This window comes from Pseudomonas sp. WC2 (assembly GCF_050586545.1).
Lineage (GTDB): Bacteria > Pseudomonadota > Gammaproteobacteria > Pseudomonadales > Pseudomonadaceae > Aquipseudomonas.
In genome coordinates, this window is the sequence record NZ_JBOBDR010000023.1 from 1 (window position 1) to 25,694 (window position 25,694).

17 protein-coding genes and 2 pseudogenes are annotated in these 25,694 nt (G+C 61.1%); 5 read left to right on the top strand and 14 right to left on the bottom strand.

The genetic code is table 11. From position 1 onward, the window contains the following. On the bottom strand, nucleotides 1-1,392 hold a 1,392-nt coding region (locus ACQ4OE_RS23375; RefSeq protein ID WP_430948108.1), incomplete at its 3' end, for a NorM family multidrug efflux MATE transporter. Nucleotides 1,393-1,550: 158 nt separating this feature from the next. Between ACQ4OE_RS23375 and ACQ4OE_RS23380 the strand changes: the two genes are divergently transcribed. Both ACQ4OE_RS23380 and ACQ4OE_RS23385 read left to right on the top strand, forming a co-directional pair. Continuing rightward, nucleotides 1,551-2,471, top strand: coding sequence for a LysR substrate-binding domain-containing protein (locus ACQ4OE_RS23380; RefSeq protein ID WP_122594539.1), 921 nt, complete (start codon nucleotides 1,551-1,553; stop codon nucleotides 2,469-2,471). Nucleotides 2,472-2,655: 184 nt separating this feature from the next. Then, nucleotides 2,656-4,632 (top strand): methyl-accepting chemotaxis protein, encoded by a 1,977-nt coding sequence (locus tag ACQ4OE_RS23385; protein ID WP_122594540.1) that lies wholly within the window; start codon nucleotides 2,656-2,658, stop codon nucleotides 4,630-4,632. Between the two features lie 106 nt (nucleotides 4,633-4,738). Here the strand turns inward: ACQ4OE_RS23385 and ACQ4OE_RS23390 are convergent, their stop codons facing one another. From ACQ4OE_RS23390 to ACQ4OE_RS23440, 11 genes and pseudogenes are all read right to left on the bottom strand, one after another. Next, on the bottom strand, nucleotides 4,739-6,151 hold the full coding sequence (locus ACQ4OE_RS23390; RefSeq protein WP_430948064.1) for a vWA domain-containing protein: 1,413 nt from the start codon (nucleotides 6,149-6,151) through the stop codon (nucleotides 4,739-4,741). Between the two features lie 57 nt (nucleotides 6,152-6,208). Further along, nucleotides 6,209-6,715, bottom strand: a complete 507-nt coding sequence (locus ACQ4OE_RS23395) for a hypothetical protein (RefSeq protein WP_122594542.1) — start codon at nucleotides 6,713-6,715, stop codon at nucleotides 6,209-6,211. A gap of 4 nt (nucleotides 6,716-6,719) precedes the next feature. Then, a complete protein-coding gene (locus tag ACQ4OE_RS23400) occupies nucleotides 6,720-7,451 on the bottom strand; it encodes a hypothetical protein (RefSeq protein ID WP_430948065.1) in 732 nt (243 codons plus the stop codon). Between the two features lie 36 nt (nucleotides 7,452-7,487). Next, complete coding sequence (locus ACQ4OE_RS23405) at nucleotides 7,488-9,032, bottom strand: SUMF1/EgtB/PvdO family nonheme iron enzyme (protein WP_430948066.1); 1,545 nt, start codon at nucleotides 9,030-9,032, stop codon at nucleotides 7,488-7,490. After that, nucleotides 9,022-10,245, bottom strand: coding sequence for an ABC transporter permease (locus ACQ4OE_RS23410; protein ID WP_122594545.1), 1,224 nt, complete (start codon nucleotides 10,243-10,245; stop codon nucleotides 9,022-9,024). Before ACQ4OE_RS23410 ends, ACQ4OE_RS23405 begins: the two co-directional genes overlap by 11 nt. After that, nucleotides 10,229-10,870, bottom strand: a pseudogene (locus ACQ4OE_RS23415) (ABC transporter ATP-binding protein); the annotation flags it as partial. The pseudogene ACQ4OE_RS23415 and the gene ACQ4OE_RS23410, both read right to left, overlap by 17 nt. 85 nt (nucleotides 10,871-10,955) lie before the next feature. After that, entirely contained in the window at nucleotides 10,956-12,947 is a 1,992-nt protein-coding gene (locus ACQ4OE_RS23420) for a vWA domain-containing protein (protein WP_430948067.1), read from the bottom strand. Then, nucleotides 12,947-13,966, bottom strand: coding sequence for a hypothetical protein (locus ACQ4OE_RS23425; RefSeq protein ID WP_430948068.1), 1,020 nt, complete (start codon nucleotides 13,964-13,966; stop codon nucleotides 12,947-12,949). Before ACQ4OE_RS23425 ends, ACQ4OE_RS23420 begins: the two co-directional genes overlap by 1 nt. A gap of 3 nt (nucleotides 13,967-13,969) precedes the next feature. Beyond that, entirely contained in the window at nucleotides 13,970-16,681 is a 2,712-nt protein-coding gene (locus tag ACQ4OE_RS23430) for a putative virulence factor (RefSeq protein ID WP_430948069.1), read from the bottom strand. Beyond that, entirely contained in the window at nucleotides 16,678-19,737 is a 3,060-nt protein-coding gene (locus ACQ4OE_RS23435) for a virulence factor SrfB (protein WP_122594549.1), read from the bottom strand. The genes ACQ4OE_RS23430 and ACQ4OE_RS23435 overlap by 4 nt, the downstream gene beginning before the upstream one ends. A 17-nt stretch (nucleotides 19,738-19,754) precedes the next feature. Then, entirely contained in the window at nucleotides 19,755-21,125 is a 1,371-nt protein-coding gene (locus tag ACQ4OE_RS23440) for an SrfA family protein (RefSeq protein ID WP_430948070.1), read from the bottom strand. 267 nt (nucleotides 21,126-21,392) lie between these two features. Here ACQ4OE_RS23440 and ACQ4OE_RS23445 point away from each other — a divergent pair, with 267 nt between their 5' ends. Further along, nucleotides 21,393-22,607, top strand: a complete 1,215-nt coding sequence (locus tag ACQ4OE_RS23445; RefSeq protein ID WP_430948071.1) for an aldose 1-epimerase family protein — start codon at nucleotides 21,393-21,395, stop codon at nucleotides 22,605-22,607. On the opposite strand, the gene ACQ4OE_RS23450 is transcribed toward ACQ4OE_RS23445, so the two are convergent. After that, entirely contained in the window at nucleotides 22,604-24,097 is a 1,494-nt protein-coding gene (locus ACQ4OE_RS23450; RefSeq protein ID WP_430948072.1) for a YifB family Mg chelatase-like AAA ATPase, read from the bottom strand. The genes ACQ4OE_RS23445 and ACQ4OE_RS23450 overlap by 4 nt on opposite strands. Nucleotides 24,098-24,397: 300 nt before the next feature. Between ACQ4OE_RS23450 and ACQ4OE_RS23455 the strand changes: the two are divergent. Beyond that, a pseudogene (locus tag ACQ4OE_RS23455) lies at nucleotides 24,398-24,622 on the top strand (LysR substrate-binding domain-containing protein); the annotation flags it as partial. A gap of 55 nt (nucleotides 24,623-24,677) precedes the next feature. On the opposite strand, the gene ACQ4OE_RS23460 reads toward ACQ4OE_RS23455, so the two are convergent. Further along, nucleotides 24,678-24,938, bottom strand: a complete 261-nt coding sequence (locus ACQ4OE_RS23460; protein ID WP_430948073.1) for an accessory factor UbiK family protein — start codon at nucleotides 24,936-24,938, stop codon at nucleotides 24,678-24,680. 413 nt (nucleotides 24,939-25,351) lie between these two features. Between ACQ4OE_RS23460 and glnK the strand changes: the two genes are divergently transcribed. Then, nucleotides 25,352-25,690 (top strand): P-II family nitrogen regulator, encoded by a 339-nt coding sequence (gene glnK, locus ACQ4OE_RS23465; RefSeq protein ID WP_002555808.1) that lies wholly within the window; start codon nucleotides 25,352-25,354, stop codon nucleotides 25,688-25,690. Nucleotides 25,691-25,694: the final 4 nt, after the last annotated feature.

A 25,694-nucleotide genomic window follows, 5' to 3' on the forward strand; every position in this document is an offset into this window, starting at 1 on the left:
ATCCGCGCCAACGACCTCAAAGCGTGATGTAGCAGGCTCCAGCCGAATCATCCGCTTCATCTTCCACTCAAACGCCAGCGTCAAACTCACCGCCGCGCAGGCCAGGCCCAGCGCCAATCCCCACCAGACGCCCGTCGGCCCCCAGTTCAAGTGGAACGCCATCCACCACGCCGCCGGTGCGCCGATCAGCCAGTAGCAGCCGAGCCCGACCAGAAACGTGGTCTTCGCATCCTTGAGCCCACGGATGCAGCCCATGGCGATCGTCTGCGTGCCGTCGAACAACTCGAACCATGCCGCCACCGCCAACAGGCTCACCGCCAAGCGAATCACCTCGGCAAACGCCGGATCATTGTGATCGAGAAATAACCCGACCAACTGATTGGGCAGCAACCAGAACACCATCGCAAACCCCAACATGACCACGGCGCCAAAGACGATGCCGACCCGCCCGGACATCCGCGCATCGCTCAGTTGCCCGGCACCGTAATGCTGGCCGACGCGCATGGTGATCGCATACGACATTCCTGCCGGCACCATGAATGCCACCGAAACAATCTGCAGGGCGATCTGGTGTGCGCCCAACTGCGTGCTGCCCATGGTGCCCATGCACAGCGCCGCAAACGCGAACAGCCCGACTTCCACCGCGTAGGTGCCACCAATCGGCAGACCGAGGCGCCAGAGTTCTTTCAGATACTGCCGATTAGGCCGCGACAACCCGGCACGCAACGGATAGGCGTCATAGGCCGAGTGCCGGCGAATGTGCCAGGCCAGTGCCAACGCCATGCAATTGGCGACAATCGCCGTGACCAGACCGATGCCCATCAGGCCCATTTTCGGCAGGCCGAACATGCCAGTGATCAGCGCGTAGTTGAGCAGGAAATTCGCTACCGTGCCAGCGAGGCTGATGACCATCACCGGGGTCGCCCGGCCAATCGCACTGGTGAAGCCGCGCAGGGCCATGAAGCTCAGGTAGCCGGGCAGGGCGAAGGGCAGGGCGATGAGAAATTGCCCGGCGGCGTTGACGTTGGTTTCGGTCTGGCCGAACAGCAGCAGAACCGGTTTCAGGTTCCACAGCAGCAAGCCGGCGCCCAGCGCCATCAGCCACGCCAGCCACAATCCGGCCTGAGTCAGGCGCGCGGCGCCAATGATGTCGCCAGCGCCCTTGCGAATCGCCACCAGCGTGCCGACCGCCGCGATGACGCCGATGCAGAAAATCGACACAAACGAATAAGTCGCCGCGCCCAGTCCGCCGCCGGCCAGCGCTTCGGGACTGAGTCGCGCCATCATCAGGGTGTCGGTCAGCACCATCAACATGTGCGCCAACTGTGAAGCGATCAACGGCCCTGCCAGCCGCAGAATGGCCCAGAGTTCGGTACGCACAGGATGTTGCATGGTCATCACCACTCGATTTCAGAGGGAACAGGGGAGCGTCGATTCTCGGCGCTTGGCAGGCATTGCACAAAGGGATAAAAAGGATGGGTGGCATGAGTAAAACTCATCCCTGGTCTAAATTACCTATTTCGCTGTATCCCGCTGCAGGAGCCTTGTGCATGTCCCGTCGACTTCCTCCCCTGTATGCCCTGCGTGCATTTGAAGCTGCCGCACGACACAGCTCGTTCACGCGTGCAGCCGAGGAATTGTCGATCACCCAGAGTGCGGTGAGCCGGCACATTCGTACGCTCGAAGATCACTTTGCGTGCAAGCTGTTTCACCGCAGCGGTCGCCATTTGCAGCTCACCGAGTCAGCCCGCTTGTTGTTGCCCGGCATCCGCGAAGGTTTCGCCGCCCTTGAGCGGGCCTGCAATACCTTGCGCGCCGAAGACGACATCCTGCGCATGAAAGCCCCGTCGACCCTGACCATGCGCTGGCTGCTGGCGCGCCTAAGTCGCTTCCGCCATTTGCAGCCGGGCAACGAAGTGCAACTGACCAGCGCATGGATGGACGTCGATTCGGTGGACTTCAACGATGAGCCGTTCGATTGCGCGGTGTTGCTGAGCGACGGGCATTTCCCGCCGGATTGGGAGGCGAGCCTGTTGTTTCCCGAAGAATTGATTCCGGTCGGCGCGCCGAACCTGCTCAACGATCAACCGTGGGATCTGGCCCGGCTGGCCTCCACTGAACTGCTTCACCCGACGCCGGATCGCCGCGACTGGCGCAGTTGGCTGGAGCACATGGGGCTGTCCGATCAGGTTTCGCTCAAGGGCGGGCAAGTCTTCGACACGCTGGAATTGGGCATGATTGCCGCAGCGCGCGGTTACGGTGTGTCGATGGGTGATCTGCTGATGGTGGCCGAGGATGTCGCGCAAGGTCGACTGAGTCTGCCGTGGCCGACCGCCGTCGCCAGCGGACTGAATTATTACTTGGTGTGGCCAAAAACCCGCCCGGGCGGTGAACGTTTGCGCCGTCTCAGCGACTTTCTGCAGGGCGAAGTCCGCGCCATGGAGCTGCCGGCGGTCGCGCGCTTGAGCTGAAACGTTGGAGCCGCCACAATGGCGGCCTTGCGCCATACCCACGTTGCGCGCTCAAGTATTCGGATTTACCGCCGACTACGAGCATGTGGAACCGTCGTGCCGGTATCCACGATCCACCCCCATTATTAGAAAATTATCCGAGTCGGGATCAAGGAGGATCCCGTCGCTCGGCCAGGAGCTGTCCATGTCTCAACCTCGCGCTCGGATCGCCTCGCAGCTGGGCCTTGCCCTTGCTGTGATACTGGCGATAGTTATCAGTGGCAGTACGGTGTTCGCCCTGCGTTCGCTGGATACCGCCAACCTCGCTACCCGTGAAGAGCATTTGGCCAGTGAGGCGCGGCTGCTGGCCGACCAACTGAGCACGTTCCACGGCACGCTGCGGGAAAGCACCCAGCGTCTGAGCGGGTTGTTCGAGAAGCGCTTCAGCGCCGGCCTGAGCATTCACGCCGATGAACCAGTGAATGTCGCCGGCACCCAGACTCCGGGCCTGCATTTGGGCAGCGAAGTGCTGAACAACAACTTCAAGGAAGTCGACGAGTTCAAGCAGATGACCGCCGGCGTCGCCACGCTGTTCGTGCGCAGCGGCGAAGACTTCGTCCGCGTCAGCACCTCCCTGACCAAGCAGGACGGTAGCCGCGCCATCGGCACCTTGCTCGATCACGCACACCCGGCCTACGCGAAACTGATGGCGGGGCAAGGCTACGTCGGTCGCGCCTTGCTGTTCGATCGTTCCTACATGACCCAATACACCCCGGTGCGTGATGGCAGCGGCAAGGTGATTGCGGTGTTGTTCGTCGGTTTTGATTACACCGACGCGCAGAACGCCCAGTTCGACAACCTCAAGCGCTTCCGCATCGGCCAGACCGGCTCGCTGGCGCTGCTCGATGAGCAAAACAAATGGCTGGTCCCGCCGGCGGGCGTGCAGGCGCTGGATCAAGCGATCCCGGTAATCAACGGTTTGACGAAGACGCCGGGCAAAGGTCAATTCTGGGGCGACAAGTCCGAAGATTTCTACAGCGTCGCCGTACCGTTCGACGGTGGTCCGTGGTCGGTGGTGGCGAGCATGCCGAAAGCCGAGATTCGCGCGGTGACCTGGAGCGTCGGTACGCAACTGGCGATCGGCAGCCTGCTGGCGATGCTGTTGGCGGTGGGCTCGGCGATGTGGCTGCTGCGTTCCAAGCTGCAACCGTTGGGTGATCTGGTGCGTCAGGCCGAAGCCCTGGGTGCCGGTGACCTGAGCGTGCGCTTGAACGTGACCAGCAACGACGAAATCGGTCAGCTGTCCCGCGCGTTCAATCAGATGAGTCAGGCCCTGTCGACGATGGTCGAGCACATCCGCCGCTCTTCGGAAGAGGTCAACAGCCGTGCACAGGCGCTGTCCGGTTTGTCCGGTGGTGCCTATGAAGGCATGGAGCAGCAATCCGGCGAAATCACCAGCATGGCCGGTGCGGTGGAAGAGTTCAGCGCCACGTCGTTGAACATCGCCGACAACATGGGCGCGACCCAGCGTCTGGCCCAGGAAAATGCCCAGCAAACGCAGATCGGCCGCAGCTCGATGCAAGAAGCTTCGTCGTCGCTGGAGCAGATCGCCGGCGCGCTGAACAGCACCGCCACGGTGATCAACACCCTTGGCCAGCGTTCTCAGGAAATCGGCGGCATCGTCGGTGTGATTACCTCGATTGCCGAGCAGACCAACCTGCTGGCGCTCAACGCTGCGATTGAAGCGGCGCGCGCCGGTGAGCAAGGTCGCGGTTTCGCGGTGGTTGCCGATGAAGTGCGCAGTCTGGCCTCACGCACCCGTCAGGCGACGGATGAGATTTCCAGCATGATCCACAGCATCCAGCAGGAAACCGGCAATGCGATCAGCACCATGGAACAGGGCAATGTGCTGATGCAGGAAGGCTTGTCGCGTAACGCCAATGTCGCCTCGGCGCTGGCGCGGATTGATGAGCAGAGCCGTTCGGCAGGTCAGCAGTTTGCTGCGATCACCACCGCAACTCAGGAGCAGAGCAGCACCGCGACCTTGCTCAGCAGCAACTTGCAGAGCATTGCTTTGGCTAACAGTGAGCAGCGTGAGGTGGTGTCGAACCTCGCGGTCACCGCGAAAGAGCTGGAGAAGCTGGCGGCGGATTTGCGGTCTGAGGTTGATCGTTTTCGTTGATGCGCCTTTGAAATAGCTTTCGCGAGCAGGCTCGCTCCCACATTGGATTAATGTCCACCTGTGGCAGCGAGCCTGCTCGCGATTGCAGTCACCGCAATTCAGCGGCTCAATTACATTTGGCGTTGCTGGACACTTCCTTGCTCGCCAGTTTCAACTGCTTGGCCAGTTCGGCCGCGTTGGTGCTCGCGTAAACCCGGCCACCGGTGTTTTTCGCAATGCACTGCGACGGTCCGCCGGCGCCAATGCTCACCACGTTGACCCGCAACCGCGGTTGCTCCTGGGCAATGCGTCGCGACACTGCGCAAACGTCCTTCTGGCAACCGTCCTCGCCGTCGATGAACATCACGATCACCGCGTCGTTGTTGCGCCCGTCCACGGTGCTCGCTGCCTTGGCCAGGCTATCGGCCAACGGTGTGCCATCGTTGGGCACCAGGCCACGAATCCCGTTGATCAGGCGCTGACGGTCACCAAACTTGAACACCCCTTGGTCAGGCGTGCTTTCGCACCCGGCGAAGGTGATCAGGCGCGTGTCGATCTTCGGGTCCAACGCGTTGATCATCCCTGCCAGCGAATCCTGCGCCACGTTCATGCGGCTCGGTTTCTCGAAGATTCGCATCGTGCGTTCAGGGTCGGTGTACTTGTTGAGATTGTTGCCAAAAAACCAGTCTTCGTCGGCTTTCACCGCTCGGGTGTTGAGCTCCATCGACCCTGAAGTATCGAGCACCACGACGAATTGCGGGATCACCGCATTCGGGGCTTTTTTACGGCAGGCGAAGTTGTCCAGTGTCGGCGGCGGGGGAGCGACCACTACGGGTTTAGGTGGCGGGACGGGCTTGGGCTCCGGAACGGGTTCCGGCTCTGGCACTGGCTCTGGTTCTGGAACAGGTTCCGGTTCCACAACAGGCTCGGGCACGGGCTCGACCGGTTGTTCCACCGGGGCCACGATCGGTGCCGCCGGCGGAACAGCAACCACGGCGGGTTCACGGTGCAGGAACCACCAAAGCCACAGCGCCAAAAGCAGCAACAGCAGGGCCAACAGCGCGGCGGCAATCCACCAGCCACGGCGCGAAGGCGGCACTACCGGCGCCAATGGCACGGGCGGCACCACTGGCGGCACGATCGGACGCGGCGGTCGCTGGTTCCAGCGCACTACCAGCGGCTCGCCGTTGAGGCTGTAGAGCTTGTCCAGCTCCGGGCTGCCGAGCAGGCTGCGCAGATCATCCGCGACCCCGGGCTGCCCGCGTTTTTGCAATTCGTCGGCCAATTGTTCGAGGGAGGTCTGGCGCACCTCATAGGTTTGCAGCAAGCGGCGCTGCGCGTCCTCATTGAGCTCGGCATAGGGCGTGGGCTGGCCACCCAGTTCGGTCCACCATTCCAGCACCTCGCCACTGCCCATCCGGGGGATGGCGAACAGACTCGCGGTGGTGGGTGGAAAGTGTTTCTGAATGAGGGCGACTTTGGCCTGCAGCGCACTCATCCCCTCCGGTGTGGCGTGCGCATCCCTGATGACCCGCTGCATGACGACGATTCCTGAAAAAGCTGCAGGCCTGCGACGGCAGGCCTGCGGGGTGAACAGTTACTCTTCGTAACCGAGACTGAACTGCAACTGATTGACCTTTTTCTGCAGCGTTTTCAGCTGTTCCTGCTTGGCTGCCAGCGCCGCCGGTGAAGCCTTGGCGGTTGGCGCTGCCTGCGAGGCCTTGAGCTGCTGCTCGAGATCGGCAATCTGCTTCTGCACCGAGCCTTCATTACCGCGTCGGCCCTTGAGCGAAGTCAGCAACTTGCCCAGCGACTGGTTGAGCTCAGCCTGGGATTTCTGCTGGCTGGCCAGATCGAGTTTGGTGTTCAGTTGCTGGGCCTGGATGTTCTGGTAGACCTGTCGGAACATCGCGTTCTGCTGGCGCGACTCGGCCAGCGCCTGCTCCTTCTGCTTGACCTGATCGCTGTAACCACCGGAGTAGTCACAGTTCATCTTGGTCAGCATGCTGCTGTCGCGATTGGTCGCATCGCATTCGCCTGGCTTGGTGGCGCAACCGCCCAACGCCAGGATGGCGGTCAGGACCGCCAGCTGTTTTAGCGTCATGTGCTTAGCCCAGAGTGATCGCGGAGCGCTGGCTGTAGAGACCGTCGACTTCCTTTTGCAGGGCGGCGACCTTCTCGTTCATCTTCAGGATGTTCACGTCCACCTGCTTCATCTCGGCGCTGGCACCCCCAGCACGTTCGGCATCAGCCACTTTGGTGTACTCGGTGACCTTGGTGCGCATGTTGCCGAGGTCTTTACGCAGGCGTGCGATGTTCTGATCGATCTCGGCGATTTGCGTTTGCGCCTTGTTCTTGTCGACTTTCTTGTTGGCGATGTCTTTCTTGATCTGGGCGATGCGCGCTTGATCGTCGTTGATCACTTGTTGCGCGGTGGCGGTACGGGCAACCACGTTTTGCGTGTCTTGCTCGACATCGCTGTTCATCTTCGCCAGACGGGTGGTGGTGTCGGAGTATTCGCTGCGACGCTGATCCAGGTAGTAGTTGGCGCCCATGGCCACGCCGCACGCGGTGATACCGGCGGCGATGGCGCATACAGCCTTGTTGCTGCTGTTGGACAGCGCGCAACCGAGAATGCCGACGCCGGCACCCACGGCGCAGGCCTGATAGCCGGACTTGCTGAAGAACTGCGCGTCACTGCCTTGGGTCAGGCGTGGGTCGGCGCCGTCGCTACCGCCAAGCATCGAGCTGCCGGTGTTGGCGCAGCCGGTCAGCAGCAGGCTGCCAGTGACAACGAAAGCGATTTGTAGCTTGAAGCGAGTCCAGAGGCTGCGCGACATGGTGAAGCTCCTTGATGACAGTGTTGTGGTGCGTTGTTATTGGGATACGGTTTTGCAGCTGTTGAGCCAGGCGTCGGTGTCGATCTTCTGCTTTTGCAGGAAGGTCTTCTGGTTCGCCCAGTGCGTGCGCAAATACGGTTTGAGGTCTTGCAACTGTTTGTTGCGGGTGATGATTTCTTCCATCACCGGCACCTGTGCTTCGAGCAGCGGCTGGCCGTACAGCGTCGCCGATTCCACCAGGCTGCTGGCGTAGTAACGGCTGAGTTTGTGCAGGCGATCCTTCTGCTCGTCGAGCTTGCCTTTGCGCATGTCGCAACTGGCGTCCTTGTCGGCGGACTCGCAGTTGAGCTTGTAGTTTTTCTGCAGGAAATCCACGTACTGGCCGTCATCGAGCATCTTGGTGCAGAGGAAGGCACCGAGGTTGAGGCTGGCGCGAATCGCTTGATCGCGGGTTTCTTCCTGCTGCTGATTGCTGGCGCGCAACTGGTTTTCCAGGGCCTGGAGTTTTTCCTTGAGGGCTTTGTCTTCGACGCCCGAGGCCAGGGTATTCAGGGACTGCACGGTGCCTTTGTCCGCCGATTCGGTTTCCTTGCTGCCGGTGCCGAGTTTCTTCCAGCTGCTCTCGATGCTGGCGACTCGCTCGCGTGAAGTCAGGGTCGGCGAGACCATTACCAGACGCAGGCCGCTGGTCTTGTTCTTCGCTGGGCCGTCGGCGTTGTAGTACGGCTGCTCCTTGCGCAGTGCGGTGCGCAGGTCTGCCTGAGCGGTGAGGTAATTGCCGCCGCGCACCACATAGCCGCCGGCCTGGCCGTGCTGACGGTCGAGTTTGTTCAGGCGAAACGGTTCGAACATCATCTCGTCGACGTTGCCGAGCATGTCGTGCAGGCCCAGCGGGTTGGGCTTCTGCAGGCCGGTCAGTTGCAGTTTGCCGTTGGACGATTGCGCCCCGGCGAACCACTCATAGGCGTTGATGCCGTCCGGCATTGGATAGTGCGTGTCGCGGAATTCTGCGGCGCCGACTTCCAGCCCACCGCGTGCGGCGAACTCCCACTCGACTTCGGTCGGCAAGCGCAGAAAGCCCAGCGCGCCGTCTTCTTTCGGCAACTTGTCGGCGGCGTTCTTGCGCAGCCACAGGTTGTACTTGTCGGCGGCATCGATGGCTTGCACCCAGCTCACGGCGACTTGCGGCAGGCGCATTTTGGTCGCGGCGGTGGGGCAGGTGTCTTCGGTCAGCGCGGCGTATTGCAGCTGGCTCATCTCGTACTTGGCCATCAGGTAGTAACGGGATTTATCGCTTTTGCCACCGGTGAAGCTGCCGGCGATAAAGGTTGGCCGAGTCTGCTCGACGTAGCCGTACTCGGCGCCGTCCTGGCCGATGTTGATCGGGTAGTCATCGAGCGGTCCGGCGACCGGGATGAACACCTTGCGAAACACCATCGAGCCTTCGCAGGGCATCGGCAGGACCACGTCGCTGGCCTCGGGCATCGGGTTGTAATACTTCTCTTCCCAGCCCGCCGCCGAGGCGTCGAGCAGGTAGCCCAGGCTCAGGGGCAACAGCAAGCCAAAATGTTTATAGCTCACGCAGACTCTCCGCAGGTTGGATGGTGATGGCTCGCACGGCGCCGATCATGGCCACCAGTGCAGCGACCACAAAGGTCAGGAGCAGGGCGGCGAGGCCATGCCAGAAAGTGATGTGACAAACGAAGGTGCCGGTGGCCTGGCTGCTGCCGAGCAAGTAGTCGAACAAATGGCTACCGACGGCATAAAACCCCAGCCCGCCAAGATAACCGGCCAGGCTCAACAGCAGCGCCTGGGTGATCACGAAGCCGCCGACCGCCGCACGGTTGAAACCCAGCAGGCGCAGCACCGCGAGGCTTTTGCGCTTGCGGTCGATGTTGGCCAGAAACGCCCCGACCATCGACGCCACGCAGCCGATCAGCGCCGCCAAAGCAATCACGCCGAAGATCAAACCCAGTACATGGTTGATCGCTTTGACGTTGTCGATGTCGGCCAGTCGGCTCGAGGTTTCGATGTGTTGTTCGTTGAGCCAGCGTTCCAGCGGCGCGACCTGATCGATGTCCCGCGCATACACCCGAGCACGTGCATACAGAGGTTGCAGATTGCCTTGCGGCTTGCCGGTGGTAGTGCCGAATGCAGCGACCTGATAGCCGTCGCGAAAACGTTCGAGGTCCAGCAGCAGTGGCGGCGCAACGAATCCGGCGGCGCGGCCGAAGCGTGCGCCATCGAGCACCGCGAGCACGTTCAAGGTGATTTCACCGCGTTCGTTGACGCCTTCCAGCCGGCGCAGCACGCGCAATTGCACACGGTCGCCAGCCTTGGCCTGCAAGCGTTGCGCGGCGCGGGCGCTGAGGATCACTTGATTGCCGACAGGATTGAATTGCGGCAGGTTCAGCTGCGGGTCGCCGGGTTCGGTGGCGATGATTTCCGCGCCTTCGACAAACTTTTGCAGGCCGACAAACAAGTCCGCCTGAGTGTTGAGCGAGCGGGTCTGGCCGAGGGCAAATCCGGTTTCCGGGCGCTGGCGCAGGCGTTCGATCCAGGCGCTGTCGTAGTTGCCGTTGCTGAGCATCTTCACTTCGAGATTGCGCGGGTCACGCAGCAGTTCATCCTGCAACTGACTGACCACCCCGTGCTTGAGCCCGAACAACAGCAACAGCGGCGCGATCACCGCCACCAGCGAGGCGGCGATGCACAACGACACCTTGCGGTCGTGCCAGAGGTCTTGCAGGGCCAGCGTGGTCAGCAGGCGCAGGCGCTCAGTCCATCGGTTCAAACAGTGTCTCTCCCTGACGGCTGATGGCGCCGAGCCGTGGCAAACCGAAATCCTTGAGCAAGGCCCAATCATGGGAAACCACCAGGGCGCTCAAACCCATGCTCGACACCAGACTCAGCAACAATTCGAACAAGCGGCGCGCGCTGTGCGGGTCGAGGGCGGCGGTCGGCTCGTCGGCCAACAGCAGCAGCGGTTCATGGGCAATCGCCCGTACGCAGGCGACCCGCTGGCGTTCACCGATCGACAAGGCTTGCGGCTTCTTATCCAGCAAACCTTGCAGGCGCAGCACCTCGACCGCGTGATCGACGTGAGCGCTGTGCGCCGGCATGCCCAGCAAGCGCCGTGGCAGGCTGATGTTGTCGCGCACACTGAGAAACGGCAGCAGGCCGCCACTTTGCAGAATGAAGCCCAAATCCCGCGAACGCACCGTCGCCAGTCCGGGCTGATCATCGCTGGCCAGCAGGCGAGCAATGTCTTGTACCGGTTGTGTGGCCGCCGACGTTTTGCCCAGGCGAAAGCGTTCTAGCTCGACCGGCGCCAGCAATAGGCCAATCGCTTCGAGCAGTGTGCTTTTGCCGCTGCCGCTTTCACCGGTGATGGCGAGGATTTCCCCGGCACCGACCTGCAATTGCGGCAGACGCACGTGATGCGCCAGCGCGCCTTCACCGCGGCGCACCAGCAGGTTCTTGATATCGAGCATCAGCGTCTCGTTAAGGCATCATTTCCAGAGGCACGGGGTAAACGTTGTCCCGCGCATCGCTGTCCTTGGCCAATGCCACCCAACGGTCGACGTCAGCGTTGTAGCGCTGGTAGTGGCGCAGTTTGGTGTTGAGCGTGCGGATGAATTTCTCTTGCGCCAGACCGTCCCAGCTCTTCCAGGTCTCTTCGTCGAGGTTCAGCACTTCGCTCTGGTAGGGCAGGTCTTCGAGGTACTCGCCGAGCACGCCCATGTCCGCCAGTTTGGCATTGCCGTTCTGCTTGAGCTGATTAGGGTCGGCGCCCATGGTCGCAGCGACCGAGCGCAGGCGATCGAACATCTCCGTCGGCGAAATCAGGCCTTCGTTGGCCGCGTCGAGGATCTGCTTCATCACGTCGCTCAAATCGCTGAGCTGGGATTTGGTCAGCAGCACGCGTACGTCGGTGGTCGGGATGTTCTGTTTGATCAGATCGCGGTCGGTGATCCACGCCTTGAACACCGGTGGCGCCTTGCTGTTGGTCTTCTCGCCGAGATACGCCAGTTGCATGGCGTGGCCGATCAGCGCGGCGTCGTCGAGCATCTTCTTCTCGGCCGGATCCTGCTTGGCGTTCGCCGCACTGCCGATGGCGTCTTCGCCCATGTAGGCGGCTTTTACCTGCGAGGTGATGGCGGCGGCCAGGGTGTCGACCTTGCGCCCGAACTCCTGAATGTCGCCCGCGTTCACCGGGTAGTACAGCGAGGTGTTGGTGCCCGGGTAAGTCGACAGGTTCTGGTACTGCGCCTCGGCTTTGGCGTGGTCTTTGATCCCCGCCGGTGTTTTCAGGTGCAGGGTGTAAATCGCCACGCCCGGATTGGCCGCCTCGAGGCGGACCTGGGCAGCGCTCAAACCGGTTTTCGACAGTTTGTCGTCGCCTTCGATGGCGCCGGCATCGGTGATCAGCACTACGTAACGCGCGCCGAACTGACTCCAGTCGACCTTGTCGATGCTGTGCATCACACCGGCGTAGGCATCTTCGTCAAAGCTGCTGCTGGAAACCTTGGCCTGCTTAAGGTCGGCGACCTTGGCGAGGAAGTCCGCGCTGTCTTTTACCTTGGTCGGATCGGCGTACATCTTCGTGGTGTATTCCAGCCCCGGCACCGCATCGGTGCTGGAACGGAAAGCGACCAGGCCGAACTTCACTTGTTTGCCTAGATTTTGCGATTCGATCTGCTGATAGACCTTGCGGATCGCCTCGCGGGTACGGTCGATGTACGGGTCCATGGAAATCGTCGAGTCGATGACAAACACCACTGCCGCACTGAATTCCTTCAATTGGCTGGTGGCCTTGTCTTCGGCTTCCTTGCCCGCGGCTGCGCCGCCAGCGGCAGCACCTTTGGCGTTTTTGTCCTCGGCCTTGCTGACCGATGCAACATTGAGCAGCCGCGTGCGGAAACCCGCTTCGGTCATGACTTCTTCGCCGCTGAGTACCGGCAGCAGGTAGAACTGCTTTTGCAGGTCGACGAAGTATTCAGGTTCTTCGGCCAGGACGCCGGGGGCCTGTTGGCCTTTCTTCAGCGTGGCCCGCAGTGGGGCGACTTTGCTCACCGGGTCCGGCGCATCAAGGATGCCTTCGACCGTGGCGCGTTCTTTGAAGAACAGCAGACGGTCGCGGTTGGCCGGGTTGGTGAAGGCCAGGGTCAGCTGCATTTTCCAGTCGGTGGTGCAACTGGCGGGCAGCCAGCCGATGGTTTTGCCGTAACTGTCGGGGCCGACTTTCAGCCACTCGGCGTTGCTCGCTTGAGCGCGTTCGTAGACGTAGAAACGGCTGAACACCGGTTGTTCATCGCCAGCCGCACCGCCCGCCGTCGGGCTGATCTTGCAGCCCGGAGTGGTCAGTACACGCTGGAACAAAGTCTTTTTGCCCGCCTGGATCAACGGTTTTTCATCGGCCTGGGCCAACGAGCCGATGCACAGTGCAAGCAATGCGGCGCCGCTGAGCAGGAAACGATTCATGGACGCGCGCATCACTTTTGCAACTCCTCGAAACGCTGCTTGGCTTCGGCATTGTTCGGGTCCTGGGTCAGGATGGTTTCGTACCAGTACGCCGCCGTGGCGTTGTCTGCTGTAGGGAAGCAATCGCTGGCTTTCAGGTACTTGGGATCGTATTCGTGGGCGTAAGCGTTGGCGATCAGAGCGTCACCGGCCTGGGCGCGGTTGGCGTACAGACGCTGGGCGACACCGCAGTGTTTGCCGGCCTTGGCCTGGTTGATGATCTCCAGCAGCTTGGCGCTGTCGGGTGCGGCTTTGATGCAGGTCTGCACGAACGTCAGCTCGGGCACACTGTTCATGCTTTCCAGGGTGCAGGCCTCGGCATCGGCACTCGCCGTTGGCGTTGCGGCGACCGCTGGAGCGGCAGGTTCCGGGGTGCGTTTCATCCACCAGAAAACGGCGGCAGCTGCCAATAGCAGTAACACCACAATGATCAGGCCGATCAGACCTTTGTTGCTCTTCTTCACCGGCGCCGGCGGCGGGGTGTAGACGGGCTCAGGGGTAATCGGCTCAGGTTCGACGGGCGCCTCGAGGTCGGGCAGCACCAGCTCTGGCAATTCGGGAATCTCCGGCTCCGGAGCTTTCGGCGTGCTCAGCTGTGCGGCGCCGTAAGTCGAGCGGGTTTCACCGCCGGCGGTGGACGGCAGCAGCCCGACACCCGGGCGGACGACACCGACGTCGGTATGCCCCGGCCCCTGCTCGCGCAGTTCGATGCGAAATTGCGAATTGGCGCCGCCTTCCAGCAATGGATCGACGACTTCCGGGCCAACCTGGGCTTCGAGCGCTTCACCGCTGGCGGCAACGTCGAAACGCGACACCTGAAACCAGAACGGGTTGTTGCTCCAGACTTGTCCTTCCTGGAGATAGAAACTGTCCTGGTTACGCTGAATGGAAAACTCCAGCTGTTCCTCGGCGCCTGTCCATTTTTTTACAGTCAGGCAGGCGCGGCCAGGGACATTGGGCTCTAACGCGAGCAGGTCGACACGAATTGGCATTGCTTATCTCGCTGCGAACGCGGTGAGCACTTGGCCCAGCCGTTCGTTCTGTTCAGGGGTGATTTCGCGACCGGCACCATGGCCGGCGTTGTCCAGCGTGATGTAGGCCAGGCCCGAGAGCCAGTCGCCGAGAAACAGCTGCGCCTGATTCGACGGCTGTGCCGGCAGCACCGGAACCTGTCCCGGACCGATGTCGGCATAGAACGAAAACAGCGGCGCCTTGGCACCGGCACGGCTATTAGGGCGTTCGCTCACCGGTTTCTGGATGTAGCCGAACCAAGAGACGAAGTCGCGCAGCACACGTTGCACTTCCAGCACCTGACGTTCGACCAGTTGATCGCGACGGGCGCCACTTTGCGCGCGCTTGAGTACCGCGCGGCTCAGTTGGCCCGGCAAATCATGGCGGTAGCCGGCGGTGATCAATTCATCGACCACGGCTTCCAGCAGGGCTTTCTCCAGGCCCAACAGATTTAGCAGGCTTTGCCGGGTGGTCAGTTCGCGCAGGTGGGCGATCCAGGCTTTGAACGCGGCTTTGGCGAAGCGGTGCTCGTTGCTTTGCAGCTCCGGCGCGGCGTTGGTTTTGCTACTGAGCGGAGCACTTTCCTGACCCAGATCGCCACCGAAGTCGAAATCGAAACCGGCGTCGTTGCCGTACAAGCTCTGGCTTGGCGACGCGCTGACCGGCTCATCGCTGGCCGCCGGCTCGTCATCGGTTTCGTAGACGCCACTGAGGTACAGGTCGCGCACTTCTTCGCTGCTCATGTCGAGCTGATCGATCAACTCGCCGAGCACCGCCGGACGCCGGCCCAGACCGGAAAGAATCATCTGCGCCTGGGCTTTCTTGGCCGCCGCCGCGCCGTCGCCGTCGGCGTGATACCAAGTGCTGAGGCCATGAGTGGTCAGGCCTTCAAGGCATTCGTTCAGCTGCTCGCGGATGCGCTGCAGTTTGAATTCGATGTTGGCCACGCCGGTGAAACTGCCGCTGAAGTGGCTGATACCACCGTCATCATCTTTGAGCATTTCCGCCCAGGCCTTGGCCGGGTTGGCGACGTGTTTGCACACCAGCGCGTTGCTGGCGAAGCTGCTGCCCAGCGCTTCGACGCGGCTTTGATAATTGCTATTGAGGCCGGTTTCGGCGCCACTGGCGTCCTGCACGATAAACGCCGCGTCCATCCGCGGTTTGCGCACCAGGAAGGTGTTCTGGAACGGCGTGCCGGCCCAGTCGTTCATCCAGTTGAGGCTGCCGAAGCGCTCGAGCATGGTCAGTTTGACCATGCCGTTCCAGCTCTCGTCGTATTGATCGGCGGTCAGGCTCAGCGAGTTGGTCACCCGCAGGTCGAGCATGGTCAGCGCCCAGATCAGTCCGGTCGCGCGTTTGCTGCGCTCGGCAGCATCGGCGCCCTGGGTCTTTTCGATCCAGCGCGTCAGCACCGGGCCGACGTCGTTGACGTCACTCTGTTTGGTCGAGCCGGTGCAGACCACCAGCGCGTTCATTTCCTGATTGTCGGTGTAGCGTTCGAACAGGTAGGCGACCTTGCCACGCAGAATCAGTTGCGAAACCGAGTTGTCCTTGGTCGCCGATTCCGGATCGCTGGAGTCGGCAATCTCGTGAAGTTTTTTGCGCCCGCGATAGCCCGGGAAGTCGAGCAGGTCGACCTGATTGACGATGTCGTCTGCCGGCGGCTCGATCAGGCCGAAGGTCATTTCTGCCGTGAGTGCCGCCAGTTGCGCGACCGGGATGCCCTGACTGTTTTGCAGGCGTCCGCTGACTTGCGGGCGCACGTCGACCGGCAAATCTGCCGGGCTGCCGAAGCGCTCGAGAATGTCGACGTTCATGATGCTGTCGCGCTGGCTGTAGGTGTCGTTCTCGAACGTCACCAAAGCTTTCAGCGGGGCGAACACGGTCTCGGGCAAGCCGAGTTTGTGCAGCGCCCCGGCCAGTTGCTGATACACGCGGGTCAGTTCGCGTTGCTCACCCCAGAGGATGGCGAACAGCTCGGCACGCTCCTGATAATTCAGCCGTGGCGCCAGTTGCAGCGCTTTCGGCCAGTACAGGTGTTCGAGTTTTTTTACCGAGTTGCGGAAGTTGTCCCGCAGGTAATCCCACAGCGACACCAGATCGTCAGCGTTGACGCCCGGTTGCAGCGGTCCGTTCTCGCGGCCTTCGAACGGTTTCAGCACGCGCTGAATACGTTCTTCGTCGATCTCGTAGGAAATCCGTTCAAGGTCGAAGTCCTTGAACCAGGAGTTGGCGAGAATCTTCGCCAGCTCGATTTCCTTGAACAACGTCAGCTCCACCGGGAACTGCGGATCCTCGCTCGGCGTGGCGCGACGGCTGAAGCGGGTCACCAGACCAGTCGCTTCCTTGCCGCCACCGACCGGGTTGATGTGGCGGATGAAGTCCAGGCGCTGGCCGCCGTAATCGGTCTCCAGTTTGCCGTTCTGACCGGCCGCCAACGCCGAAATCAGGTAGGACTTGCCGGCCTGGGACAGACCGAAGAAACCGATGGTCATCGGCGTGCAGGCCACGCGACCGAGGCTGTGAGCCAGGTTGCGGGCGCGATGCAGGCGGATGTTCAGGTTGTCGGCTTCGCTGTCCAGACGTGGCGCGTTGACACGCGTCTGGCCAATCCAGTCCAGTGCCTGACCGGCACCTTCATAAACCGCAGCCCATTGGGCAGAGAGCTGGCGTTGCTCGGGGGTCAGGTCGTTCATTTGCGTTTCACACTTCCACTGTCGAGCCAGTACTTGGTCTCGCTCAGGCCGGCATCGAGCATGGTGTTGAGTTCCAGCTCGAGGTCGCTGCGCGGGTTGAAGCTGACGTTGCTGCTGTTGGATTCGATCGCACGCACCGAGAGGCGGTCGCTGACCAGATCCTGTGTTTTCGTGTATTTGTCGGCGGTCTTGACCTCGAACCGCACCTTGAGCAGCGGCGCACTGCCGTTCTCACCGACCGCGCGGGAGAACTTGTCCCGGCCCGATTTGGTGAAGCGCAAGGTGTACAGCGGTGAGGCCGACCAGCGATCAGCCGCCAACTGACGGAAGCCCAAGCGCAGGTCGCCGCGCATTTCCAGCTGCGGCGTGTCGGCGTCATCGCCCACGCCGATTTCCGGCAACTTGATCTTGTAGTCTTCGGACTGGATGTCGCGGTACAGCACGTCGGCATCCTTGATCACGTTGTTCAGGTCGATCACGCCGATGTGCTTGACCGTCGAGTACGGTTTCAGCGCCGAAGAGCGGAAGTAGAAATTCGGCACGCTGTGATTGGCACACAGCAGGCACAGCATGGCACCGACCGAAGCGGTACTTTTCGGATCGTCGATGCGGCCGTTCTTGTGGAACGGGTACCAGCCGCCGGTGCGGTAGTTCTGCAAGGCCAGAATGCGCCCCGGTGGCAGCGGCAAGACCTTGCGGATGAACGCCTGAATGCCCGGCAGCCGCGAAGGGCGGCCAGTCAGCAGGAGGACGTCGCACGGGTATTGCGCGACCACTTCGCACAACGCACCGAGGATCTTGGTGATATTGATCTGGTCGTTGAGGAACGCGGCGTGAAGCTTTTGCAGATCGAAGCTGATCTGCGCTTCATACAGGTCGAAATTACTCTGCCCGCCCACGTCGCGGCGTACGGCAGCGTTGACGTATTCGAGCACGGTCTGGCTGATCGCGTTGTCGCCGAGCAGCTGCCGGTAACTCTGCGGTGTGGCTTCCTGCGGGACTTGCGGGTCGTAGTGTTCGTAGGCCTTGAGCAGCGCCAGGCCGAGGGGCGAGAACACTTGCAGGTTCAGTTGCTGGCGCAGGATCACGTCTTGGGCGCTGACCGATTCGTCGCCACACAGTCGCGACATCAGCGAGTCCGGTGCTCTGACCCCGGCGTTCTGCAGGGCTTTCTCGAAGCTCGGCAGAATGAAGTCTTGAATCACGTCGAGCAGAATGTCGTCGCCGGCCACTTTGAAGCCGTCGCGGAAACGCTGCTCGGGGACGATGTGCACGTTGCTGCCGCTGCCGGTATTGCCGGCGCGGTCGAGGCGATAATCGGTGATGACCAGGTCGGTGGTGCCACCGCCGATGTCGATGGTCGCCAGGGTAATGCGTTCGCGGTCGGTCTTGTCAGGGCGGGCGATGGTGTCGAAAAACTCTTCCGGGTGACCGGCGAAGTTCTCGTTGACCTCGGTGTACAGATAGACCAACTGGCCGCAGGAGGCTTCATCCCATTCGACGCGGATGCTCGGGATTGGCGTGCGCGGAGTGGCGCTTTCGGTCTGGTGCGGGTCTTCTTCACCGGCGTGCCAGCCGAGGCTTTTCCACACCAGACCGATGGCCTGCAGCATGCGTTCGTTGAGAATGCTGCGTTCGGCTTGAGGCATTCCCGGCGGCACGGTCAGGGTGATGCTGTTGAGCTGACGTGGCGAGCGGGTGTGGCCCTGACGCGAGCGCTGGGCCGGGCTGTTGATTTGCGACAGGGCTTGCGCCAGCACTTCGGCGAGCATGAAGGTCATCAGCGAGCTGCGCGAGTAACGCGGCATGAACACCGGTAGACGGTCATCTTCGTCAAGGCTGTAAAGCGCTTCGCCAGTCTCGTTGATCAGGTGCGAAAACGGCGCGGCGGTGGCGTAGGGCTCGTTGTCGGTCTTGACGTACGAGCAGTTGAAACGCCAGCCCGGTGCGTAGGCTTTTTCGTCCCACAGATAACGTTTCGGACTCGACAGGCCGGTCGAGCCTTCGGTGCCGCGACGACGGCTGGCCAGACGTCCGGCCTCGTTACCGACGCGGGCGATTGTCGCCCACTGGAACGCGTCGTGCCGACCACTTTTCACCGAGCAATGGTCCTTGCCGAAGTTCGCCTGAGCGAATTCGACACGGCTTTCGAACGGCTGGTTGTAGGTGTGTTCCGGGGTGATCAGGTCGCGCAATTCCAGCACGTAGTTGTGCTTGAGGCCGGAGCCGGCCTGACCGTGGTTTTCGATGAGAATGCCGCAGGTGCGCGAGTTGCCGACGTCAAGCACCAGGTCAACCAGGATCGGTTGACCATTGCTGTCGTTGGCGACCACTTTGAGTTCCGGAATATCGACTTTCGGTCGCGCCGTCGACTGCATCGCGGTTGACGGTTTGCCCAGCAGGCTGAGCACGTTGAGGTAATGCGCCAGGTGATGGTTAGCGCGAATGTCGATGTCGATTTCTTCGCGCGAACGATGGCTGTTGCCTTCGTTGAACAACTCGAGCAGCCACTCGTTGACCCACGGCTGAGCGAGGAACCAGCGGGTTTCGCTGGCCTTGGTCGCCAGTTTGAAAGACACGCCGGAGCTGATGTCTTCTTCGTTTGGCGCAAGGTACGCGGTGCCGTCACGCTTGGGCATCACGCGGCTGTCGAACGCCATGGTCAGGCGATGGGTATTGCCGTCGATGTCGGGCGTGTCGAGTTTCACCAGACGCATGCGCGACCAGTTGCTCGGACCCTCGTCAAAGCGGTGCGGCGGCATGAAGCGGAAAAACGGGATCGGCAGCCAGACACCGTTGAGCAGGTCGAGGCTGCTTTTCATGTCGAGGCTGAAGGCCGGTTTGGCCTTCTCGACCTTTTCCGGCTCGGGCTCGTAGAAGTAGAAGTCTTTCTCTTCGTTGTACATCAACCGGCAGACCAGCCCGCTGATCATCGGGGCGAATTCGCCCGCCGGTTCCTTGCGAGGGTCCAGGCGCAGGGCGAAATCCATGAACTGGATGCCGGTGTCGCTGACGAGCGTGACGGTGTCTTCGAACTGGGTGACTTCAGGCAACATTTCGCGTTATTCCGTACTTATTCGCCCGTCTGCCGCATGGACATGGGGAATTGATCTTTGCCATAACCGCCGGTGCAATCGGCGACCGAGGTCGCTCCCTTGCGGCAGTTGACCTTGGGCATGTCGTAGGTGCTGCCATCGCCGCAAACGGCCTGGCCCTGACTGTCGATGGCGAGGCTGCCGCCCTTCATGGAGGCGGCGACCGGGCCGCTGCATTTCGAGCCATCAGCCTGATGCACCGTCACTTCGCCTTTGCCATCCTTGAACTGGTATTCCAGGCGCAGCGGTTTGCCGGTGCGGCGGTCTTGAATGCCGGCGCCAGCGCGGTACTGGCCATCGAGGAAATTGGCGGCGCCGTCAGCGGCATCGGGGGGAATGCTCAGGGCCGGGCCTGCTTTGGCTGCGGCGGCTTTGTCAGCTTCTGCTTGCGCTGGGGCAGGTGGGGCAGTCGGATTTTGCGCAGCATCCGCAGGCGTTTCCGCAGCCGGGTCCTGGCTCACGCCGGTGTTCTCTGCGGCTGGTTCGTTGCCGTCGAGTGCCGGCACTTCTGCGCCTTGTGTGCCCTCTGCACCGAGCACGGCTGCGCCAGTGTCGACGTTCGCGCCGGTGCCGGTCACCGGGACGCCATTGAGCGTGGTCGCGGTGCCGACGGGCAGCGGTTCAACCTGTCTTTCAACAGGCACGACGCCCTCGGGCAGCAAGTCGACGGCCACCAGTGGAATCGGCACGCAGCCGCGCAAGCCGAGCAACAGCCACAACAGCAGCAACAGGAACGGTAGCAGCAACAGCCACCACCACCAGCGTCGCCACCATGGGCGCGTCACGACCGGAACCACCGGCGCGATCGGGGCCGTTACTGGCGCTGGCGTTTCGGGAGGCAAGGTGAAAACCGGAGGAACCTGATAGAGGCAGTGCAACGGATCGCGATTGCGATCGGCGCCGGCGTGCTCGAAACCCCAGAAGGTCAGCACGGGTTTGCCTTGCACCAGATAAACGAAGTTTTCGTCGGGGAAGTGGATGACGCGCTTGAGCAACTTGCCGAACACGGCTTTGTCGCCTTGCTGCGGCTCGTCCGAATCAGTGCCGAGGAAACGCTGGCTCAATTCTTCGAGGGCAGTTTTCAAGGCTTCCAATTGGCGGCGGGCAGGCGCGCGCTCTTCTTCGGTCGCGCTGCTCCACGGGATCACATCACCGTCGAGGCCGCTATACCAGTCGATCTGATTACCGAGTTCATCGCTCTGAGGAATGGCCAAGTGATCGACCAGTTCGGGATTCTTGCGGCGAATCGCTTCGCGCAATTGCAGCGCCGCCCGGTAAACCGGTTGGCCCGTTTCGCCCAAGGCAGTGAATGACCCGCTCTTACCGCTGCGTAGTAGTGCCCCGCGCATCCATACTCCATATGTTCCGTTGCGCAATGACAGGCGGAAATGCCTGTGCCTTGCTCCTGCATTTAGCTGGCGACCTTAATGTCATTATGATGTCGCCGTCAATCAGCCGATAGGCCAAAACCGAACGAGGCTAGCTGAAGAATGCCAACCTCGCTCGGGATTATTTTGCCACTGACTAAAGGACGGCATTGATAAGGGTTTTTTACGCTTGCTGAAACGATTCATCAGCGCTATAAAAAACCTACAAATCCAATAAAAGGCACGCTCATGACTTCGCTCAAACTCGCTGTCGCCCTCGCCACGATGGCAGCGGCTTCCCAGGCCATGGCTTGGGATTACGTCCTGCTCGACTCCGACAAGCCTGCGCAAAACTGGACCGTGACCAGTGAGCAACTGGGTGTCAAAACCGATAAAGCCTTCTCTGTAACCCTGCGCACCTTGCATGGTGGTCGGCAGGAGGGTGTGAGCATCGTCGACATCGATAACGGCGCGATGAAGCTCTCGGTGGTGCCGACCCGTGGCATGAATGTCCTGCAGGCCAAGGTCGGGGATGTGCGTATGGGCTGGGATTCGCCGGTCAAGGAAGTGGTCAATCCGGCCTTTATCGAGCTCAATGGCCGTGGTGGTCTGGGCTGGCTGGAAGGCTTCAACGAGCTGGTGACCCGCTGCGGTTACGAATGGGTCGGCCATCCGGGCATGGACAACGGTGAACTGCTGACCCTGCACGGTCGCGCCGCGAACATTCCGGCCAGCAAGGTCACCCTGCACATCGACGAAAACCCGCCGTACGCCATCAGCCTGCGTGGCGAGCTGAAAGAGCAGGCGTTCAAGAAGGTCGATTTCTCTGTCGTGACCGAACTCGTTACGGTGCCGGGCAGCACAACGTTCGCGTTGAACGATACGCTGACCAACAACGGCGACTATCCAAAGGAATATCAAGCGCTGTATCACAGTAACTTCAGCACGCCGTTTCTCGAGCAGGGCGCGCGGTTTGCGGCACCGGTCAAACAGGTCTCGCCGTTCAACGACAAGGCTAAGGGCGAACTTGCCGACTGGCAGACGTATCGCGGGCCGACCAAGGATTACGACGAAACCGTCTACAACGTCGTGCCCTATGCCGACGCCCAAGGCGAAACCCTGACTGTTCTGCATAACAAGGCCGGCAGTCTCGGTGTTTCTGTTGGCTTCAACACCCAGCAGTTGCCGGTGTTTTCCCTGTGGAAAAACACCGATACCCAAGGTCAGGGCTATGTCACCGGGCTGGAACCGGGTACCAGCTTTTCTTATAACCGCCGCTATCAGCGTCCGCTGAATCTGGTGCCGACTATCGCACCCAAAGAACACAAACAGTTCCAGATAAGCTACAGCCTGCTCGCGGACAAAGGTGCTGTGGATAACGCCTTGAAGCGTGTGACCGAAATTCAGGCCGGACGCGACACCGAAGTGCGGCAGACGCCGCTGGTTGATCTGACCGAGCATTAAGGTGTCGCTGGCCGGTATTGCAGCGCTTCGGCCAAGTGTTCGCGTTTGATTGCATCGACTTGCTCAAGGTCTGCCAGTGTCCGGGCGACCTTGAGCAGGCGATGGGCCGAGCGTTGGGATAGCGTTAAACGCTCACAGGCCGACTCCAACCAGGCTTCGTCGACTGTGGATAACTTGCAGTACTGCTTCAAACCCGGCAGATCGAGAAACGCATTGGCACAACCTTGGCGCTTTTGCTGGCGCTCCCGCGCCTCGGCCACCAATGCGGCAGCGCTGGCGCTGTCCTCGCCGGGCTTAATCGCAGGATTCAGCGCCGTGGCTTCCCGCGCCACGGTAAGGTGCAAATCGATCCGGTCCAGCAGCGGCCCCGACAGCTTGTTGCGGTAGCGCTGCACCATGTCTGGTGTGCACGAACACTTGCCGCTCGGCTCGCCAAGATATCCACAGGGGCAGGGGTTCATTGCTGCGACCAACTGGAAACGTGCCGGAAAGCGCACGCGATCCTTGGCTCGGGAAATCACGATGTGCCCTGACTCCAAAGGCTCGCGTAAAACCTCCAATACCTTGCGATCAAATTCCGGCAGCTCATCGAGAAACAGCACGCCGTGATGGGCGAGGGTGATTTCGCCGGGTTGCGGTTTCGAGCTGCCACCAACGAGTGCCGGCCCGGATGCCGAGTGGTGCGGTTGACGGAAGGGGCGCTGCGGCCAATGGGTCAGCGGTGCACCACTGGCGACTGACTGAATCGCCGCCACCTCCAGTGCTTCACTCTCGGCCAGCGGCGGCAACAGCCCCGGCAGGCGACTCGCCAACAATGTCTTACCCGTCCCCGGCGGCCCGCTGAACAACAAGTTATGGGCACCCGCAGCAGCAATCAGCAACGCTCGTTTGGCCGCCACTTGCCCTTGCACTTCATTCAAGTCGGGATAAGGCTTGCTGGCGTGCATCAATCCATCGGATACATAGGGCTCAACCGGCGTATGCCCATTGAAATGCGCCACCGCCTCGAGCAGATGATCCACCGCAAACACCTTCAACCCCGAAGCCAGGCAGGCCTCCTCGGCATTCGCCCGCGGCACCACCAGCGCACGCCCCGCCTTGCGCGCCGCCAATGCTGCCGGTAGCACCCCGCGCACCGGCCGCACTGCTCCGGACAATGCCAATTCGCCGAGGCACTCCACATCATCGAGAGTCAGCGTCGGCACTTGCACACTCGCCGACAGAATCCCCAAGGCAATTGCGAGATCAAAGCGCCCGCCATCCTTCGGCAGATCCGCCGGTGCCAGATTCAAGGTGATCCGCCGCGCCGGAAACTGCAGCCCGGAATTGATGATCGCACTGCGCACCCGATCCTTGCTTTCTTTCACGGCTGCTTCTGGCAGGCCGACCATGGTCAGTGAGGGCAGACCGTTGGCGAGATGGACTTCGACGGTGACGGCCGGGGCTTCCACGCCAATCTGGGCGCGACTGTGGACGATGGAGAGGGACATGGTGTTCCTTGAGTTGTTCGCAAACCGCTTCCTGCGGTTTAACCAGCGTAGATGTGCGGCGGGGCGCTCTGCGGTATCTGAAACGTTTGGATATATCTCCAGATATTGCCAAGTCAGCCTGCCGAAGGCGGGTATCGCTGATGGCACTACGCAATGTGTACGAACGTACCGAATTACCTCGTTTGGCGAATGACTGTAGTTCCCTTACTTGCGTATATCAGCGTTGCAAAGCTGGATAGGATCTCTAGCGCTGCAACGAATTGTTAACTTTCTGATTAGCCGAAAAGGAACAGTGAGGCCGTTCTCGAAGCAACCCTGAGTGATTTGGGTATTGCCTGTGTGCCGTCAGCGATTGCTGAACAGGCGCTGAGGGACAAGCGTCTGTATTCGGTTCTGCCCCACTGGCGTTATTCGGGAGCATCGCAAGGCATGGCGTGGCTGCTGTATCAGCCAAACCGGCATGGTTCACAGAAGCTGAAGGTCATGGTCGATTACTTGCTTTCGAAGCTCTACTGCATCAGCTGAGCTTACCGCGCTCTGTCCCCGCCTCCACACTTGACGCGGGGCAGACAGTCGCCCGTTATTGCTCGGGCGCAGTGAGCTTTGCTTCCAACTCAGCAACTTTCGCTTCAAGGCTCTCCAGTCGTGCGCGAGTACGCGCCAACACCACCATCTGACTATCAAATTCCTCACGGCTCACCAGGTCCAGTTTGCTGAAGGCACTTTGCAGCAGCATCTTGAACTGGCTTTCGATTTCGGCTTTCGGCAGCGGGGTGTCGCCGTTGAACAGGCGGGAGGCGGTGCCGCTCAGGGCGTCGAGGAAGTCTTTGGGCGCGAGCATGATGGATGTCCTGGAAACAATGGCCGGCAGTGTATCACGCAGTGTCTATAGTCATTTACGCGGTCAGGGATGCACGCTTTTCGCGCAAGCGGACGGACGGCGGCGCACCGTTATTGTGCGTATCCGGATGGCCTTTTGCGTGCAAGCGCTTGCAGCAGCGGCCAAGGGATTGAAATCAGGGGTTTTTGGCGAGATGGCAAGCTTTCTGCTTAGTCACCTTCGACCCATGCACTGATGCAGTCGCTGTGACGAATGCAGTGCGGCAGACGGAGCGGGGAGTTTCGTCAGCAGCGGTTAGCTGGCGTCAGTCGGGCAGGTAAGGCCGACGATGCGTTACAAAGCCAGGCACTGCGCTTAGACTTGAGTCGGGTTTGTTTTCCTGGGGCAAGTCCACCAATTCGGGAGAGAGTTTCATGAAGCTAGTCACTGCCATCATCAAGCCGTTCAAGTTGGACGACGTGCGCGAGTCGCTGTCCGAAATCGGCGTGCAGGGCATTACCGTTACTGAAGTCAAAGGCTTCGGCCGGCAGAAGGGTCACACCGAGCTGTATCGCGGCGCGGAATATGTGGTCGATTTTCTGCCCAAGGTGAAAATCGACGTGGCCATCGACGACAAGGATCTGGACCGGGTTATCGAGGCGATAACCAAGGCAGCCAACACCGGCAAGATCGGTGACGGCAAGATCTTCGTGGTCAATCTGGAACAGGCGATTCGCATCCGTACCGGCGAAACCGATACCGACGCGATTTAAGCGC

Excerpts from the sequence above, each read along its gene's own strand:
- ACQ4OE_RS23380 (WP_122594539.1), top strand. The coding sequence starts at position 1,551 with ATGTCCCGTCGACTTCCTCCCCTGTATGCCCTGCGTGCATTTGAAGCT.
- ACQ4OE_RS23385 (WP_122594540.1), top strand. The coding sequence starts at position 2,656 with ATGTCTCAACCTCGCGCTCGGATCGCCTCGCAGCTGGGCCTTGCCCTT.
- ACQ4OE_RS23390 (WP_430948064.1), bottom strand. The coding sequence starts at position 6,151 with ATGCAGCGGGTCATCAGGGATGCGCACGCCACACCGGAGGGGATGAGT.
- ACQ4OE_RS23395 (WP_122594542.1), bottom strand. The coding sequence starts at position 6,715 with ATGACGCTAAAACAGCTGGCGGTCCTGACCGCCATCCTGGCGTTGGGC.
- ACQ4OE_RS23400 (WP_430948065.1), bottom strand. The coding sequence starts at position 7,451 with ATGTCGCGCAGCCTCTGGACTCGCTTCAAGCTACAAATCGCTTTCGTT.
- ACQ4OE_RS23420 (WP_430948067.1), bottom strand. The coding sequence starts at position 12,947 with ATGCGCGCGTCCATGAATCGTTTCCTGCTCAGCGGCGCCGCATTGCTT.
- ACQ4OE_RS23425 (WP_430948068.1), bottom strand. The coding sequence starts at position 13,966 with ATGCCAATTCGTGTCGACCTGCTCGCGTTAGAGCCCAATGTCCCTGGC.
- ACQ4OE_RS23430 (WP_430948069.1), bottom strand. The coding sequence starts at position 16,681 with ATGAACGACCTGACCCCCGAGCAACGCCAGCTCTCTGCCCAATGGGCT.
- ACQ4OE_RS23435 (WP_122594549.1), bottom strand. The coding sequence starts at position 19,737 with ATGTTGCCTGAAGTCACCCAGTTCGAAGACACCGTCACGCTCGTCAGC.
- ACQ4OE_RS23440 (WP_430948070.1), bottom strand. The coding sequence starts at position 21,125 with ATGCGCGGGGCACTACTACGCAGCGGTAAGAGCGGGTCATTCACTGCC.
- ACQ4OE_RS23445 (WP_430948071.1), top strand. The coding sequence starts at position 21,393 with ATGACTTCGCTCAAACTCGCTGTCGCCCTCGCCACGATGGCAGCGGCT.
- ACQ4OE_RS23450 (WP_430948072.1), bottom strand. The coding sequence starts at position 24,097 with ATGTCCCTCTCCATCGTCCACAGTCGCGCCCAGATTGGCGTGGAAGCC.
- ACQ4OE_RS23460 (WP_430948073.1), bottom strand. The coding sequence starts at position 24,938 with ATGCTCGCGCCCAAAGACTTCCTCGACGCCCTGAGCGGCACCGCCTCC.
- glnK (WP_002555808.1), top strand. The coding sequence starts at position 25,352 with ATGAAGCTAGTCACTGCCATCATCAAGCCGTTCAAGTTGGACGACGTG.